This window comes from Phenylobacterium sp. (assembly GCF_036677185.1).
Lineage (GTDB): Bacteria > Pseudomonadota > Alphaproteobacteria > Caulobacterales > Caulobacteraceae > Phenylobacterium.
Genome location: NZ_JAKFEN010000017.1, coordinates 248191 through 263371 on the forward strand (window position 1 = coordinate 248191; position 15181 = coordinate 263371).

Sequence of the window (15181 nt, forward strand, 5' to 3'; positions counted from 1 at the left end):
GATGGACGGGTTACAGCAGCGCGCGGAAAGAGGCGATGGGGCAGGACGGGACGCCCGCGGCGTCGGGAGGCCAGGGCGCGGCGGCCATCGGCGTCACCTCGCAGGTTGACGCCGCCAGCCTGGCGCGGTTCGACGCGATCATCGACGTCCGCAGCCCGGGCGAGTTCGCCGAGGACCACCTGCCCGGCGCGATCAACCTGCCGGTGCTCACCGACGCCGAGCGGGCCGAGGTCGGAACGATATATGTCCAGCAGTCACGGTTCCTGGCCCGGCGGATCGGAGCGGCCTATGTGGCCCGCAATATCGCCCGACACCTGGAGACGGCCCTGGCCGACCGGACGGGCGCCTTCGCGCCCCTGGTCTATTGTTGGCGAGGCGGACAGCGCTCGACGGCCATGGCCACGATCCTGTCGCAGGTGGGCTGGCGCACGACCCTCTTGTCGGGCGGCTACCGCACCTATCGGCGCAGCGTCCAGGCCCGGCTCTACGAGGCCGAGACGCCGCTGAAGCTGATCCTGCTGGACGGCCACACCGGCTCGGGCAAGACGCAGATGCTGGGACTGCTGGCGGCGCGGGGCTTGCAGGTCCTGGACCTGGAGGGCCTGGCCGGCCATCGCGGCTCGCTGTTCGGGGCCATAGCCGGCCGGCCGCAGCCCAGCCAGAAGATGTTCGAGAGCCGGCTCCTGGCGGCCCTGGACGAACTCGATCCCGCCCGCCCCATCGTGACCGAGGCGGAATCCAGCAAGATCGGCGATCGGATGACCCCGCCCATGCTGTGGAAGGCCATGGCCGGCGCCTCGCGCATCGAGATCGCCGCCCCGATGGCCGAGCGGGCCCGTTACCTCGTCAACGCCTATGGCGATATCGTCAGCGATCGCGCGCGGCTGGAGGAGGCCCTGACCCGGCTGCCGGTGCATCCCAGCGCCAAGCGCCTGGCCGGCTGGCGCGCCATGATCGAGGCGGGCGCCTTCGCCGACCTGGCCCAGGCCCTGATGGAACTGCACTACGACCCGGCCTATGAACGCTCGGCGCGCAGGGACGCCAGGCCCAGATTGGCCCTGATCGAGCTCGATACGCTCGACCCGGTGACCCTGTCGGCCGCCGCCGACCGCATCGCCGCCCTGGTCGAGATGGACCCGACGACCTAACCTCACGCCCAAGATGCGTCGGAGCCGTGCATGAAGCGCTTTCGTCTGTGGGCGATCCTGATCCTGATGGTCGCCGTGGTCGGCGGCGGCCTCTTCGCCTGGTGGCATTACGACCTGCGCTGGCGGCCGAAAACCATCACCAAACACCAGGCCGAGATCACCAAGCTGCTGGAAAGCTCGGGCTGGGTGTCGCCGGGCAATACTGGCCCCAAGCTCTACATGGTCTCGTTCCGCACCTGCCCGGACTGCATCCGCTTCAAGCAGGAGGAGTTCCCCGGCCTGCACGCCGCCAAGGTCGATACGAGGGTCATCGAGATCGCCCGGCGCGACTACAACGGTGTTTCGAAATCCAGCCCCGCCGAGCGGGCCACCGTGGCCGAGCTGTGGCTCAACCGCTCCTGGCCGCTGATGGAGCGCTGGGAATCCGTGCCCGCCGAGGCCTGGACGGCGCCAGGCATCGCGCCCGCCGACGGCGATCTGGCCCGCACCGCGGTGGTGGAGGCCGGCCGCAAGTTCGTCGACGACATGACCCCGCTGATGAAGGCCAACGGAATCAACTTCGCCTATCCCCTGCTGGTCTGGTGGACCGCTGACGGCGAGATGCGGGCCTGCGCCTGTGAGAAGCGCGAGACCTACCGCTTCGTGCGCAAGGAGCTCGGCGCGGCTCAGCCGTAGGGTTTGCCCGAGACGATCTGCTTGCTGCGGCCCTTGGTCTTGGGGCCGTGCTCGCGGTCGACGGGGGCCTTGCTGGGCCGCGCGGCCAGCAGCTGGTCCTCCAGTTCGAACAGGTCCTGGTTGGCCGGCCCCGCCTCGAAGGCGCGGGTCTCGCCGTCGACCTGATTGGGATCGCGCTGGGCGTCCTGACCGACGCCGCCGTCCGTCTCACGGGCCAGACTGGCCTGCTGAGGCGTCGGCGAGTAGCTCCGGGGATCCTGGGGCATGGTCGGCTCCTGTTGTTGGGTACAGCATCATCAACCCGCGAGCGGCATGGCCCGTTCCCCTTGAGGCCGCCGCGCGGGCGGGTTAGGCCGGGACGATGCCGTCCGCCCTCAATGCCGCCTATGACGCCCGCCTGGCGCGGGGCGACATCCGTCCCGACCCCGCCCAGGGTCCGGCCCTGGCCGCCTTGGCGCGCCTCGAGGCGGACCTGGAAGCGGCTCAACCCAACGGATGGGGCGCTCTGTTCAAGAAGCCGGAGAGTCAGCGCGGCGTCTATCTCTGGGGTCCGGTCGGGCGGGGCAAGTCCCTGCTGATGGACCTGTTCTTCGAGACCGCCCCGGTGGAGAAGAAGCGCCGCACCCATTTCCACGTCTTCATGGGCGAGGTCCACCGGCTGATCGACGCCTGGCGCAAGGGCGATCCCGCCGCGCGCAAGGCCCGGTTCGGCCAGGCGAAAGGGGACGACCCCATCGCCCCCGTCGCCGACGTGGTGGCCGCTGAGGCCCGCCTGCTGTGCTTCGACGAGTTCCAGGTCACCGACATCGCCGACGCCATGATCCTGGGGCGGCTGTTCGAGGCCCTGCTGGCCCGCGGCGTGACCCTGGTGGCGACGTCGAACCGGACCCCCGACGCCCTCTACAAGGACGGTATCAACCGCCAGCTGTTCCTGCCCTTCATCGCCCTGATCAAGGCGCGGATGGACGTGGTGGCGGTGGCCGGGTCGCACGACTACCGCCTGGACCGCCTACGGGCGGCGGGGACCTGGTTCTCGCCCAACGATCGCGACAACGAGGCCAGCTTCATGGCCCTGTGGCGCGACATGCTGGGGGTCGAGGAAGAGATCGGCGAGACCCTGGAGGTCCTGGGCCGGAAGGTGCATCTGCCCCACGCCGAGGGCGGCATGGTCCGCGCCTCCTTCGCCAGTCTCTGCTCGGTGGCGCTGGGTCCCAACGACTATGTGGCCATCGCCGAACGCTTCCACACGGTGTTCCTGCAGGACCTGCCGCGGCTCACCGCCAACCGGCGGGAGGAGGCTCGGCGGTTCGTGATCCTGATCGACGCCCTCTACGAGGCCCGGGTCCGGCTGATCGTGTTGGCCGAGGCCGAGCCCATGGCGCTCTATCCGGAAGGCGACGGGGCCTTCGAGTTCGAGCGCACCGCCTCGCGCCTGCAGGAAATGCGCTCGGCGGACTGGCTGGGCGAGCGCGACTAGGCCCGCAGGCTCGCCACCAGCTCGCGGGCATAGGGGCGCAGTTCGTCCATGCCGCGCACGCAGATGGTCAGTTCGCGCAGGGCCCAGTCGTCCGAAAGGTCCACCACCCCAAGCGCCATGGTCTTGGCCGCCCGGGCCGCAGTGGTCTGGGGCACGATGCCGACGCCGACCCCGCACTCCACCAGCCGGCAGACCGCGTCGAAGCTGCGCAGCTGCACCCGCAGGCGCAGGGGCTTGCCCTCCCGGGCCGCCTTGCTCGCCAGGAACCGCTGCAGGGAACTCGCCCGATCCAGGCCGACGATGTCGCAGTCCAGGACGTCGGCGAAGGTCACCGAGCTTCGGCTCGCCAAAGGATGGCCCGCGCCGGTGACCACGACGAAGCGGTCGGTGCGGAACGGGAAAGTCTCCAGCCGCCCCACGTCCACCGTGCCCGCCACGATGCCGACATCGCCGACGCCCTCGGCGATCAGCCCGACGATCTCGTCGGAGAGCCGCTCCTCGAGATTGACGCTGACCTGCGGGTGGTCGGCCAGGAAGCGGCTGAGCGCCTCGGGCAGGAATTCGGTCAGCGCATTGGTGTTGGCCAGCAGTCGCACCTCGCCGGAGAAGCCTCCGGCGTAGGATCCCAGGTCCTCCCGCAGCAGGGCGCTCTGGGCCATGATGGTGCGGGCGTGCTTCAGCAGGGTCAGCCCAGCGGGGGTCGCGGCGATCCCCTGGCGCGAGCGCGACAGCAGCGGCGCGCCCAGCGCCTGCTCCATGTTGCGGATGCGCGTCGAGGCCGCCGCCAGGGCGAGCGCGCTGCGTTCCGCCCCACCGGTGATGGATCCCGCGTCCACGACCTCGCAGAACAGCTTCAGATCGATCAGATCGAACCGCATCCTTCGTCTCCTGCGAAGGGAACCTACCCGAAAGACGCATTGCGCCGTCGCCAGAATAGCTCAGACTTCGGATTTGGCGAAGGAAGGTGCGCGGCGTTCGCCGTTGTTCCCGAGCCTTCGTTGACAGCCTGGGGAGGCGGCTTAAAAGCGGAGCCGCTTCTTCCTGTTCGGAAAACGGCCCATGACAGACGCTCCCCGCGCACGCCCGCTCTCGCCGTTCACCAGCATCTGGCGATGGCACGTGACCATGGCGACCTCCATCGCCCACCGGGTGACCGGATGCGCCATCTATGGCGGCGGCCTGATCCTCGCGGCCTGGGCGGTCTGCCTGGCCTCGGGGCCGGAGGCCTATGGCGCCTTCCAGGCCCTGCTCGGCACGCCGCTGGGGCTGCTGGCCATGTTCGGCCTGACCGTCTCGACCTTCTTCCACCTGGCCAAGGGCGTGCAGCACCTGATCTGGGACCTGGGCTTCGGCTACCGGCCGCAGACCGCCAGCCTCGGCGCGGTGGTCTGCATCGCCTTCGCCATCGCCGCGAGCCTGGCCATCTGGGCCATCGCCTACATGACGGGAGCGCTTTGATGAGCAGCTATCGCACGCCGCTCGGCCGGGCCCGAGGCCTGGGCGCCGCCAAGCACGGGGTCGGGGAATGGATCTCCGAGCGGGTCACCGCCGTGGCCCTCGTACCGCTGGTGCTGTGGGGCGTCTTCGCCGTCCTGCGGCTGTCCAGCACCGACTATGCCGGGGCCGTGGCCTGGCTGACGGCCTCGCCGCTGAACCCGACCCTGATGGTCCTGCTGGTGGTGGTCAGCTTCCTGCACATGCACGGCGGCATGCGGGTGGTCATCGAGGACTATGTCGAAAAGACCCTCAGCCGGACCGGCCTGCTGCTGCTCAACCTCTTCGTCTGCGCGCTCGCGGGTACGCTGGCGGTGTTCTCCATCCTGAAGGTCGCGCTGGGAGGCGCTCTCTGATCCCATGGCGAGCTATCAGTTCATCGACCACAAGTTCGACGTCGTCGTGGTGGGGGCCGGCGGCTCCGGCCTGCGCGCGGCGCTGGGCTGCGCCGCGGCGGGCCTGAAGACGGCCTGCATCTCCAAGGTCTTCCCGACCCGCAGCCACACCGTGGCGGCCCAGGGCGGCATCTCGGCCAGCCTGGGCAATATGGGCGAGGACGACTGGCGCTGGCACATGTACGACACCGTCAAGGGGTCGGACTGGCTGGGCGACCAGGACGCCATCGAATACCTGTGCCGCAACGCCCCGGCCGCGGTCTATGAGCTGGAGCACTGGGGCGTGCCGTTCTCGCGCACCGCCGATGGCAAGATCTACCAGCGCGCCTTCGGCGGCATGACCCGCAACTATGGGGAGGCGCCGATCCAGCGCACCTGCGCGGCGGCCGACCGCACCGGCCACGCCATGCTCCACACCATGTATGGCCAGGCCCTGTCCAAGGACACAGAGTTCTTCATCGAGTACTTCGCGCTCGACCTGATCATGGACGAGGGCGTCTGCCGCGGCGTCACCGCCTGGAAGCTGGACGACGGCACCCTGCACCGGTTCCAGGCCCAGCAGGTGATCCTGGCCACCGGCGGCTATGGCCGCGCCTATTTCTCGGCCACCAGCGCCCACACCTGCACCGGTGATGGCGGCGGCATGGCCCTGCGCGCCGGCCTGCCCCTGCAGGACATGGAGTTCGTGCAGTTCCACCCCACCGGCATCTATGGCGCCGGTTGCCTGATCACCGAGGGCGCCCGGGGCGAGGGCGGCTACCTGACCAATTCGGAAGGCGAGCGCTTCATGGAGCGCTACGCGCCCAGCGTGAAGGACCTGGCCCCGCGCGACATGGTCAGCCGCGCCATGACCATCGAGATCCGCGAAGGCCGAGGCGTGGGGCCGAAGAAGGACCACATCTTCCTCCACCTGGACCACCTGGACCCGAAGATCCTGGCCGAGCGCCTGCCCGGCATCTCGGAGAGCGCCAAGATCTTCGCCGGGGTCGACGTGACCAAGGAGCCGATCCCGGTCCTGCCGACCGTGCACTACAACATGGGCGGCATCCCCACGAACTTCTATTCCGAGGTGGTCACCCGGCTGGGCGACGATCCGGACAAGGTGGTTCCGGGCCTGATGGCTGTGGGCGAGGCGGCCTGCGTCTCGGTGCACGGCGCCAACCGCCTGGGCTCCAACTCGCTGATCGACCTGGTGGTGTTCGGCCGCTCGGCCGCCCTGCGCTGCGCCGACACCATCAAGGCCGGGGCGACCCAGGTCGAGCTGAAGCCGGCCATGACCGACGGCCACCTGGCCCGCTTCGACAAGTTCCGCAACGCCTCGGGAAGCACGCCCACCGCCGCCCTGCGGCTGGAAATGCAGAAGGCCATGCAGGATGACGCCGCGGTGTTCCGCACCACCGACAGCCTGGCCTCGGGGGTCAAGCGCCTGGAGGCCATCCACGCCAAGCGGCCCGACCTCAAGGTCACCGATCGCGGCCTGATCTGGAACACCGACCTGGTCGAGACCCTGGAGTTCGACAATCTGGTCGGTCAGGCGACCACCACGGTGGCCGGCGCCTACAACCGCACCGAAAGCCGCGGCGCCCACGCCCACGAGAACTTCCCCGACCGCAACGACGGCGAGTGGATGAAGCACACCCTGACCTGGTTCGACGACGCCACGGGCAAGGTCGCCATCGACTACCGGCCGGTGCACAGCTTCACCATGACCAACGACATCGCCTACATCCCCCCCAAGGCGCGGGTTTACTAGGCGCCGCCATGACCCCCGCACGCGACACCGACGCCGATTGGCGGGAGCTGGGCGCCACCCAGCCCTTTTGGGGCGTGCTGACCCATCCCGACTATCGGACGGAGAACCTCACGCCCGAGCGGCTGGCGGCGTTCTACGCCTCGGGCGTCCAGTACATCGAGGATATCGCCCAGCGGCTGGAGCACGCCACCGGCGCGCGACCCGGCGGCCGGGCGCTGGACTTCGGCTGCGGGACCGGGCGGCTGGCCGAGGCCATGGCGGCCCTGGCCGACACCATCGGCTACGACATCTCGCCCGGCATGCTGGCCAAGGCGCGCGAGCTCGGCGGCAAGGCCAACTATGTCGACCAGCTGCCGGACGGGCCCTTCGACTGGATCAACTCCTTCATCGTCTTCCAGCACATCCCGCCCTGGCGTGGCCTGGCCCTGATCGACGAGCTGCTGGCGAGGCTCGCCCCCGGCGGCCATGTCAGCCTGCACGTGACGGCCTGGCGCGAACCCCATCTCGCCCCGGCCGCGCCGCGCGGCTGGCGGCGGCTAGCGTGGCCGCTGCTGGCGCGCCTGCGAGGGGCCCCGCCGACCGGGATCGTCTCGATGTACGACTACGACCTCTCCCAGGTCCTGCGGCGGTTGAACGCCGCGGGCGTCGAGGAGGTCAGCCTGGTCTCCACCGATCACGGCGGCCACCACGGAGCGATCCTCCTAGGCCGCAAGGCCGGGGCCGCCGCCGCGGTCGCCATGCCGAGGGCCGCCGCATGAACCGGCGCCCGAACAGTAATTCGCGCAAGGAAAGCGTCTGATGGTCCAACTCCGCCTTCCCAAGAACTCCCGCGTCCAGAGGGGCGAGCACCATCCGGCCCCCGCCGGCGCGACCAAGGTCAAGACCTTCAAGGTCTACCGCTACGATCCCGAGGGGACCGAGAACCCGCGCTGGGACACCTATGACGTGGACGTCGACGCCTGCGGGCCCATGGTCCTGGACGTGCTGATCCACATCAAGAACACCGTCGATCCGACGCTCAGTTTCCGCCGCTCCTGCCGCGAGGGGGTCTGCGGGTCGTGCGCCATGAACATCGGCGGCCGCAACACGCTGGCCTGCACCCACGGCCACGATGAGGTCCCGGGCGCCCAGTGCCAGATCGCTCCGCTGCCTCACATGCCGGTGATCAAGGACCTGGTCCCCGACATGACCATGTTCTACGCCCAGTACGCCTCGATCGAGCCCTGGCTGCACACCACCACCCCGGAGCCGCAGACCGAGTGGCTGCAGACGCCTGAAGACCGTTCCAAGATCGACGGCCTCTACGAGTGCATCCTCTGCGCCTGCTGCTCGACCTCCTGCCCCAGCTACTGGTGGAACGGCGAGAAGTACCTGGGCCCCGCGGCCCTGCTGCAATCCTACCGCTGGCTGGTGGACAGCCGCGACGAGGCGACCGGCGACCGGCTGGACGACCTTGAGGATCCCTTCAAGCTCTACCGCTGCCACACAATCATGAATTGCGCCCAGGTCTGCCCGAAGGGGCTGAATCCCGCCAAGGCCATCGGCGAGATCAAGAAGATGCTGGTGGACCGGGTCGTCTGAGGCTTCTCTTCCTGGGAGGCTGAGACAATCCGAACCGTGTTCGGGAAGTTGACGCCGTCGTCACTTTTCTGCATGGGGCATCTATGAGCCAATCGGACACGCATGTGGTGATCCTCGGGGCCGGTCACGCGGGAGGCACCGCGGCCGCCCTGCTGCGCCAGTACGGCCACGAAGGTCCGATCACCCTGGTGGGCGAAGAGCCGATCCCGCCCTATCAGCGCCCGCCGCTCAGCAAGGCCTGGCTGAAGGGGGAGGCCGACGCCGATTCCCTGGCCCTGAAGCCCTTGGAGTTCTACGCCGAACACGGAATCGACTTCCGGCCCAACACGCGGGCCGTCAAGCTGGCGCGGGAGGCCAAGCAGGTCACCCTCTCCACCGGCGACGTCGTGACCTACGACTACCTGATCATCGCCACCGGCGCCCGGGCCATCAAGCTGCCGGTCGAGGGCGCGCACCTGGACGGCCTGCTGGAGCTGCGCACGGCGGCCGACGCCGAGATCCTCAAGGCCACCATCGGACCCGGCAAGCGCCTGGCGGTGATCGGCGGCGGCTATATCGGGCTGGAGGCGGCGGCGTCCGGCCGCGCCCTGGGCGCCGAGGTGGTGGTGATCGAGCGCGAGCCGCGCCTGTTGGCCCGCGTCGCCTGCGAGGAACTCTCGACCTTCTTTCTCGACTATCACAAGCGCCACGAAGTGACCTTCGAGCTGGGCGCCACGGTGGCGGGCTTCGAGGGCGAGAACGGCCATGTCACCGGGGTGAAGCTTGCCGACGGCCGGGTCATCGCCTGCGACGCCGCCCTGATCGGGGTGGGCGCGGCGCCCAATGATGAGATCGCCAAGGAAGCCGGCCTCGACACCGCCCGCGGCATCGTCGTCGACCTGGAGGCGCGCACCGCCGACCGTTCGGTCTTCGCGATCGGCGACGTCGCCCACCGTCCGATGCCGATCTACGACCGCATGTTCCGTATGGAGAGCGTGCCCAACGCCTTGGAACAGGCCAAGCAGGCCGCCAGCGCCATCGTCGGCCGAGCGCCCCCGCCGGGCGAGGTGCCGTGGCAGTGGTCGGACCAGTACGACCTGAAGCTCCAGATCGCCGGCTACGCCTTCGACGTCGACCGCATCCTGCTGCGCGGCGACCCCGCCAGCGCCAAGTTCGCCGTCTTCCACCTGAAGGGCGACCAGGTCCAATCCGTGGAGGCGATCAACTCGCCGCCTGAGTTCATGATGGGCAAATTGCTCATCGCCAACCGCAAGCCGGTCGATCTCGGCAAGCTTGCGGACCCATCCATATCCATGAAAGAGGTCACCGCATAAAAGCGGCGAAGGGGAGTAAATGGCCAAGATCACCTATGTCGAACACGACGGAACTGAGCACGCGATCGACGTGAAGACCGGCCTGACGGTGATGGAAGGCGCGGTGAAGAACAACATCCCGGGCATCGACGCCGACTGCGGCGGGGCCTGCGCCTGCGCCACCTGCCACGTTTATGTGGACGACGAATGGCTGGCCAAGACCGGCTCGAAGTCGGCCATGGAGGACTCCATGCTGGACTTCGCCGAGAACGTCGAACCCAACAGCCGCCTGTCCTGCCAGATCAAGGTCTCCGACGAGCTGGACGGCCTGGTCGTGCGCATGCCCGAGAGCCAGCACTAGGCGCGTTCCGGCTATTGGCTTCCTTCTCCCCTTGCGGGAGAAGGTGGCAGGCGAAGCCTGACGGATGAGGGGTCGATGGCCCTATCCGTCCGTCCTCCGCCCGAAGTTAGTCTCGCAGTTCTGAGAGACCCCTCATCCGACCTTGCTCCGCAAGGCCACCTTCTCCCGCAAGGGGAGAAGGGACGTTTGGCGCTTCCTGGAAGGGCATGGAACACGCAATGACGGACGCCGGCCAGAGCCGCGATCTCGCCTTCGACGCCATCGATCCGCGCTACCTGGCCTTCATCCGCGACTATCTCGGCCGCTACGGCCTGGACGCCGATCGCTTCTGCCGGCCGCTGCCGGCGAACGACGAGATGTTCTTCAAGGCGATCCTGCCGAACTACGAGCACGACGTCTCGATCGCCGGCTTCAAGTTCGTCGAGTCGACGCTTCGCCATTTCGACGCCTATCGGCAGATCGTCGACGGGGCCCTGGGCGGCTTCGCCAACCTGGGCACGGTGCTGGACTTCGCGTCGGGCTGGGGGCGGCTGACCCGGGTGCTGGAGCAGACGCTCAAACCCTCGCAGATCTTCGTCGGCGACATCTATCACGACGCCGTCGCCTGGCAGGAGGCGACCTTCGGGGTCACCGGTGTCTTCTCCGCCCCCGACCCCGGCGGATTCGAACACGCCGGCGGCCATGACCTGGTCTTCGTCGGCTCGATGTTCTCCCACCTGCCCGACGGTCTGTTCCAGCGCTGGCTGGCCAAGCTCCACGGCTTCCTGGGGCCCAAGGGCGTGCTGGCCTTCAGTGTCCATGACCAGGCCATCCTGCCGGCCGGCCACGCCATGGACCCGTCCGGCCTGACCTATCTGCGGTTCAGCGAGAGCGGCTCCCTCGACCTCGAGATCTACGGCATGTCCTATGTGACGGAGGCCTATGTCGGGGCGGCGATCGAGGCCGTCAGTCCGGGCGCGAGCTGGCGGCGGTTCCCCAAGGGGCTCTACGAGAACCAGGACCTTTATGTGGTGGGCGCCCCCGGCGTTGACCTCTCGGGCCTCAAGCTGGCCAGCACGCCGATGGGCGGGTTCGAGACCGCCACCCTGCTGCCCACCGGCGAGACCGACTTTGCCGGCTGGGCCATCGAGCGCACGCCAGGCCGCGAGATCTCCCGGGTCAGTGTCCACGTGGACGGGCGGCTGGCCTTGAGCGTGGTTCCCGACCGCGAGCGCCCAGACGTGCTCGCCGCCTTCCCCAATGCGGCCAACAGCCCGGTCGGCTGGCGTTTCCGGCTGCAGGCGCCGGCCGGCGCCATGGTCCGCTTGCACCTGGAAAGCAGTTCGGGCCTGACCGGCTACGCCTATGCCGAGGCCACGGCCCCGGCGGCCATGACCTATTCCGGCTGGTCGCGCCGCGCGCTGCGCTAGAAGCTCAACTCCGGGTGTCCCGCCGCCCCTTGGGCGGTCTCGGGCAGATGGCAGGTGAAGGTGGCGCCGGCGCCCGGTTCGCTCTCCAGGGCCACCCAGCCGCCGTGCAGCTCCACCAGCGCCTTGACCAGGGCCAGGCCCAGGCCCGGTCCGCCGCGCTCGCGGCCGATGAATCGGTCGAAGATGTGCGCCTGGACGTGGAATGGGATGCCCCGCCCCGTGTCGCTCACCTGCAGCTGGATCTCGCCCTGGGCGCGGCGCGCGGCGATGGTCACCAGGCCGTCGGGCGGGGTCTGGCGGATGGCGTTCTCGGTCAGGTGGTCGAGCGCCTGGGTCAGGCGTTTCATGTCGCCGCGGATCAGGCCGATGTCCTCGGCGTGCTCAACCTTGATGGTCACCCCGGCGGCCTCCGCCTCGGGGGTCCAGCGGCCGGCGGTCTGGCTGAGCAGGTCGGCGACCCGGACGTCGTCGAGGTCCAGCGCCATCTCGTCGGCGTCGATCTGGGCCATGTCCAGCACGTCGTCGATCGAGCGGGCGAGCTGGGTGGCGGCCGTGCGCACCGCCGCGGCGTGGCCGCGCCCGCGCTCCGACAGGTTCTCGCCCGAGCGCTCCAGCAGCTCGGAGTAGCCGATGATGGTGGTGAGCGGGGTGCGCAGCTCGTAGGAAACGTTGCCCACGAAGTCGCGCTTCAGCCGCTCGGCGTCGGCGAGCGCCGCGGAGCGGTCGGCGAGCGCGCTCTCCAGCTTGCGGGCGTCGGTGACGTCGGCGAAGGCGATCAGGGTCGCCCCGTCGGGCAGCGGGCGGCTCTGATAGACCACGATGCGCGAGTCCGAGGTCTTCACCTCGCCGGAGATCGGTGCGCGGGCCTGGGGGTCGGTGTCGGCCACACGGCCTTTCAGCTCACGCCAGAAGCCCATGTCGTGCAGGCGCGGGATGCAGAGCTCGACCACGCCCTCGAAGTCGTGGGCCAGGTCCAGTTGCGCCGGCGTGATGTTCCAGAACCGCTCGAAGGCCTCATTGTGCAGCCGCAGGCGGCCGTCGGAGCCGAACACCGCCACCGCGTCGTTCAGCTTGTCGAGCGTGGCCTGCTGCACCTGGATCAGGGCGTTGTACTGGGCCTTGAGCTTCAGCTCGCCGGTGATGTCGGAAAACAGCAGCACCACCCCGCCCATGGGGTGAGGCTGGCGAACCACCCGCAGGGTCCGGCCGTCGGGCAGGCTCCACAGGTCGTCGGGCGCCGAGGCGACGTCTTCGTAGCGGTCGAGTTCGGCGGCCTTCCACTTGTCGTAGTTGGCGGTCTCCGGCAGCCGGCGGCGCTGGCGCAGGCGATCCAGGATCTCGCCGTGGGTGGGCAGTTCGGCCAGCCAGGCGGGCTCCAGCCCCCACAGCTCGGCGAAAGCGGTGTTGTGGAAAATGAGCTTCTTGCCTTCGCCGAAGATCGCCACGGCGTCGGCGATGTGGTTCAGGGTCTCGTCGTGGGCGGCGAGCTGGCGCTTGAGCAGTTCGCGCATCTCCTCGGCCTCGGTGACGTCCTCGGTCCAGACCCCGACTCCGCCGCCTTCCAGCGGTTGGGCGGTGATCTGGAAGGCGCGGCGGCGTCCGTCCAGGCTGGTCCAGCGCAAGGTCTCGCGCTTCCGCCCCAGATTGGCGGCCTCGCTGGCGAGCGCGTCGCCCGCCCGGTCGAAGGTCGCGTTCTTGGCGGCGGCCTCGTCGAGGTCGGTCACCCCCGCCGCCGCTAGCCAGGCGCCGTTGACCCAGACCGGCGCTCCGTCGGCCGCGGCGATCCAGGCGGGGGTCGTCCGCGCGTTCAGGAAGGCGGCGAACCGCGGCGCGGTGGGTAGGCCCGCGTCCTCGCCGATGATCGCCGAGAGCCGCAGCCAGGCGAGCGCGCCGGCCGCTCGGCCTTCCACGGCCACCACGCCGGCGGGGCCGCGCACCTCGAAGGCGCAGGCCTCGCCGCGCTCGAACAGGGCGCGCAGGCGCCGGGCATGGTCGGGATCGGCCCGCATCAGCGCGGCCATGACGCCCTGGGGGTCGGCGTTGAGCAGGCCGAGCGCCGTGACGCAGACCGCCAGGCTCTCCTCGCCCGAGGCCAGCAGGGCATGGCCGTCCTGGACAGCCAGCAGGGCGGAATCGAAGGCCTCGGCCGAGGCCTGGGCGGCCTCGGCGCCCAGCTCGAGGCTGGCGATCTGCTGGCGCAGGGCCTTGATCCGCGCCTCGCCCTGCCGCCGTTGGGCCAGGGCCAGCAGGGTGGCGCAGATGGCCAGCATGACGGCGCCCGCCGCCGCGGCCAGGATGAGCTCGTGCTCGCTCATCGGCGTCCCATCGACGCCCGTCCTCGTCGACAGCGAATCATCCGATCACCATATTCCGGTCCTGTGTTTTGGGCGATGATCGCAACCATGACGGCGATCCTCTACCCCGTGGCGGCCAATGCCGAACAGGCGCTTTCGGCTCCCTTGGCGCGCGCGGCCCGCGAACGGGAGGCGGAGGCGCTCGCCGGGGAGCGCGTGGCCTTCGTCGTCGAGGCCGCCGGACCGCGGTTCGCCACCCGCGAGGCGGCGCTCGACGCCTATGCCGGACGATTGGAGGACGAGCGTCCGGGCCGAACGGCCAGCCTGCCCCCGGAGGACCGCTTCCTGCGCCTGACCGAGACGGTGGCGGCGACCCGCGCCCGCGCGCCCGCACCACTGCAGCCCAGCTATCAGGACGGCCGCCGCTGGCCGCAGGCCAAGGCCCCACCGCCCACCACCTGGCGGCTGATGGTTTCCTACTGGCGGATCGGGGCCGCGCCCACCGTCCGGCCGGAAACGCCCCAGGCGCGCCAGGCCCGCCGCAAGGGCCGCCAGAGCCTCGATCCGGAGGCCATTCGCGCCCTGACCCAGCAGCCGCTGCAGGCGGTCAAGCCGCAACAACCGCTCGACATCGGGCTTTTCGAGGCGCGCCTGCCCGAGTCGCCGCATATCATCGTGCCCGATGAGTGATCCGTACCGCGGCCGCGCGCCGTCCCTCGATGACCTGGCGGCCATCGCCGAAGCCGCCTTCGCCGCCCTGCCCAAGGGCTTCCGCGACATGGCCGGCGAGGTGGTGTTCCGCGTCGACGACTTCGCCACCGAAGACATCCTGGACGAACTGGGCATCCCGGACGCCTTCGAGCTCACCGGCCTCTATCATGGGGTCGACCTCGGCCACCGTTCGGTCTTCGATCCCAGCCCGGGCCCGTCGCGGGTGTTCCTCTATCGCCGGCCGATCCTCGACGAATGGGCCGAGCGCGGCGACGTCACCCTGGAGGACCTTGTGACCCACGTCCTGGTCCACGAGATCGGCCACCACTTCGGCCTCTCCGATGACGACATCCACGCCATCGAGGCGGCGGCGGATTAGGGATCGGGTGCGGTCCTCCTCCCCCGTAAACGCTGGGCTATCGCAATTGCCCGATGGCCGAAGCGGCACGGTGGTCAGATGCTCCCCCTCTGGGGGAGCTCCCGGCCGCATGGCCGGGTGAGGGGGACTAAAATGCCCTTCAGCGGAGGTTCGACGGCTCCGAACAGGAGTCAAAGTCCCCCTCAGGCCCTTCGGGCCAGCTCCCCCAGAGG

16 protein-coding genes are annotated in these 15181 nt (G+C 69.6%); 13 read left to right on the forward strand and 3 right to left on the reverse strand.

Features of this window, described 5'->3' with window-relative positions; translation table 11 throughout:
- The first annotated feature begins 35 nt into the window (after nt 1-35).
- Both mnmH and V6M51_RS08450 read left to right on the forward strand, forming a co-directional pair.
- Complete coding sequence (gene mnmH / locus V6M51_RS08445; protein ID WP_332766276.1) at nt 36-1148, forward strand: tRNA 2-selenouridine(34) synthase MnmH; 1113 nt, start codon at nt 36-38, stop codon at nt 1146-1148.
- A 30-nt stretch (nt 1149-1178) separates the two neighbouring features.
- Nucleotides 1179-1823 (forward strand): hypothetical protein, encoded by a 645-nt coding sequence (locus V6M51_RS08450; protein ID WP_332766278.1) that lies wholly within the window; start codon nt 1179-1181, stop codon nt 1821-1823.
- Here V6M51_RS08450 and V6M51_RS08455 read toward each other — a convergent pair.
- On the reverse strand, nt 1814-2089 hold the full coding sequence (locus V6M51_RS08455; protein WP_332766280.1) for a hypothetical protein: 276 nt from the start codon (nt 2087-2089) through the stop codon (nt 1814-1816). The two genes, V6M51_RS08450 and V6M51_RS08455, sit on opposite strands and share 10 nt — an antisense overlap.
- Nucleotides 2090-2184: 95 nt before the next feature.
- Between V6M51_RS08455 and zapE the strand changes: the two genes are divergently transcribed.
- Nucleotides 2185-3300 carry a cell division protein ZapE gene (gene zapE, locus V6M51_RS08460; RefSeq protein WP_332766281.1) on the forward strand — a complete coding sequence of 372 codons (1116 nt, stop codon included), beginning with the start codon at nt 2185-2187 and terminating at the stop codon, nt 3298-3300.
- Here the strand turns inward: zapE and V6M51_RS08465 are convergent.
- The gene (locus V6M51_RS08465; RefSeq protein ID WP_332766283.1) at nt 3297-4178 is read right to left on the reverse strand and encodes a LysR substrate-binding domain-containing protein; all 882 of its coding nucleotides are present in this window, start codon (nt 4176-4178) and stop codon (nt 3297-3299) included. The genes zapE and V6M51_RS08465 overlap by 4 nt on opposite strands.
- Before the next feature lie 181 nt (nt 4179-4359).
- Between V6M51_RS08465 and sdhC the strand changes: the two genes are divergently transcribed.
- The 8 genes from sdhC (at nt 4360) to V6M51_RS08505 (ending at nt 11585) form a co-directional block, all read left to right on the forward strand.
- Nucleotides 4360-4758: a succinate dehydrogenase, cytochrome b556 subunit gene (gene sdhC, locus V6M51_RS08470; protein ID WP_332766285.1), complete on the forward strand. Its 399-nt coding sequence runs from the start codon at nt 4360-4362 to the stop codon at nt 4756-4758.
- A complete protein-coding gene (sdhD, locus tag V6M51_RS08475) occupies nt 4758-5150 on the forward strand; it encodes a succinate dehydrogenase, hydrophobic membrane anchor protein (protein ID WP_332766286.1) in 393 nt (130 codons plus the stop codon). Before sdhC ends, sdhD begins: the two co-directional genes overlap by 1 nt.
- A 4-nt stretch (nt 5151-5154) precedes the next feature.
- On the forward strand, nt 5155-6942 hold the full coding sequence (gene sdhA / locus V6M51_RS08480) for a succinate dehydrogenase flavoprotein subunit (protein ID WP_332766287.1): 1788 nt from the start codon (nt 5155-5157) through the stop codon (nt 6940-6942).
- Nucleotides 6943-6950: 8 nt separating this feature from the next.
- The gene (locus V6M51_RS08485; protein ID WP_332766288.1) at nt 6951-7700 is read left to right on the forward strand and encodes a class I SAM-dependent methyltransferase; all 750 of its coding nucleotides are present in this window, start codon (nt 6951-6953) and stop codon (nt 7698-7700) included.
- Nucleotides 7701-7740: 40 nt separating this feature from the next.
- Nucleotides 7741-8523, forward strand: a complete 783-nt coding sequence (locus V6M51_RS08490) for a succinate dehydrogenase iron-sulfur subunit (protein WP_305674235.1) — start codon at nt 7741-7743, stop codon at nt 8521-8523.
- 83 nt (nt 8524-8606) lie between these two features.
- The gene (locus tag V6M51_RS08495) at nt 8607-9836 is read left to right on the forward strand and encodes an NAD(P)/FAD-dependent oxidoreductase (RefSeq protein ID WP_332766289.1); all 1230 of its coding nucleotides are present in this window, start codon (nt 8607-8609) and stop codon (nt 9834-9836) included.
- Nucleotides 9837-9855: 19 nt separating this feature from the next.
- Nucleotides 9856-10176, forward strand: coding sequence for a 2Fe-2S iron-sulfur cluster-binding protein (locus V6M51_RS08500; protein WP_332766291.1), 321 nt, complete (start codon nt 9856-9858; stop codon nt 10174-10176).
- Between the two features lie 218 nt (nt 10177-10394).
- A complete protein-coding gene (locus V6M51_RS08505; RefSeq protein ID WP_332766293.1) occupies nt 10395-11585 on the forward strand; it encodes a class I SAM-dependent methyltransferase in 1191 nt (396 codons plus the stop codon).
- Here the strand turns inward: V6M51_RS08505 and V6M51_RS08510 are convergent.
- Nucleotides 11582-13900 carry a sensor histidine kinase gene (locus V6M51_RS08510; protein ID WP_332766295.1) on the reverse strand — a complete coding sequence of 773 codons (2319 nt, stop codon included), beginning with the start codon at nt 13898-13900 and terminating at the stop codon, nt 11582-11584. The genes V6M51_RS08505 and V6M51_RS08510 overlap by 4 nt on opposite strands.
- A gap of 87 nt (nt 13901-13987) precedes the next feature.
- Between V6M51_RS08510 and V6M51_RS08515 the strand changes: the two genes are divergently transcribed.
- A complete protein-coding gene (locus V6M51_RS08515; protein ID WP_332766297.1) occupies nt 13988-14569 on the forward strand; it encodes a hypothetical protein in 582 nt (193 codons plus the stop codon).
- On the forward strand, nt 14562-14969 hold the full coding sequence (locus V6M51_RS08520) for a metallopeptidase family protein (RefSeq protein ID WP_332766299.1): 408 nt from the start codon (nt 14562-14564) through the stop codon (nt 14967-14969). The genes V6M51_RS08515 and V6M51_RS08520 overlap by 8 nt, the downstream gene beginning before the upstream one ends.
- Nucleotides 14970-15181: the final 212 nt, after the last annotated feature.

Coding starts and splice junctions, on each gene's coding strand:
- V6M51_RS08465 (WP_332766283.1), bottom strand. CDS start 4,178: ATGCGGTTCGATCTGATCGATCTGAAGCTGTTCTGCGAGGTCGTGGAC.
- V6M51_RS08500 (WP_332766291.1), top strand. CDS start 9,856: ATGGCCAAGATCACCTATGTCGAACACGACGGAACTGAGCACGCGATC.
- V6M51_RS08450 (WP_332766278.1), top strand. CDS start 1,179: ATGAAGCGCTTTCGTCTGTGGGCGATCCTGATCCTGATGGTCGCCGTG.
- sdhC (WP_332766285.1), top strand. CDS start 4,360: ATGACAGACGCTCCCCGCGCACGCCCGCTCTCGCCGTTCACCAGCATC.
- zapE (WP_332766281.1), top strand. CDS start 2,185: ATGCCGTCCGCCCTCAATGCCGCCTATGACGCCCGCCTGGCGCGGGGC.
- V6M51_RS08455 (WP_332766280.1), bottom strand. CDS start 2,089: ATGCCCCAGGATCCCCGGAGCTACTCGCCGACGCCTCAGCAGGCCAGT.
- V6M51_RS08510 (WP_332766295.1), bottom strand. CDS start 13,900: ATGAGCGAGCACGAGCTCATCCTGGCCGCGGCGGCGGGCGCCGTCATG.
- mnmH (WP_332766276.1), top strand. CDS start 36: ATGGGGCAGGACGGGACGCCCGCGGCGTCGGGAGGCCAGGGCGCGGCG.
- V6M51_RS08495 (WP_332766289.1), top strand. CDS start 8,607: ATGAGCCAATCGGACACGCATGTGGTGATCCTCGGGGCCGGTCACGCG.
- V6M51_RS08520 (WP_332766299.1), top strand. CDS start 14,562: ATGAGTGATCCGTACCGCGGCCGCGCGCCGTCCCTCGATGACCTGGCG.
- V6M51_RS08490 (WP_305674235.1), top strand. CDS start 7,741: ATGGTCCAACTCCGCCTTCCCAAGAACTCCCGCGTCCAGAGGGGCGAG.
- V6M51_RS08485 (WP_332766288.1), top strand. CDS start 6,951: ATGACCCCCGCACGCGACACCGACGCCGATTGGCGGGAGCTGGGCGCC.
- V6M51_RS08505 (WP_332766293.1), top strand. CDS start 10,395: ATGACGGACGCCGGCCAGAGCCGCGATCTCGCCTTCGACGCCATCGAT.
- sdhD (WP_332766286.1), top strand. CDS start 4,758: ATGAGCAGCTATCGCACGCCGCTCGGCCGGGCCCGAGGCCTGGGCGCC.
- sdhA (WP_332766287.1), top strand. CDS start 5,155: ATGGCGAGCTATCAGTTCATCGACCACAAGTTCGACGTCGTCGTGGTG.
- V6M51_RS08515 (WP_332766297.1), top strand. CDS start 13,988: ATGACGGCGATCCTCTACCCCGTGGCGGCCAATGCCGAACAGGCGCTT.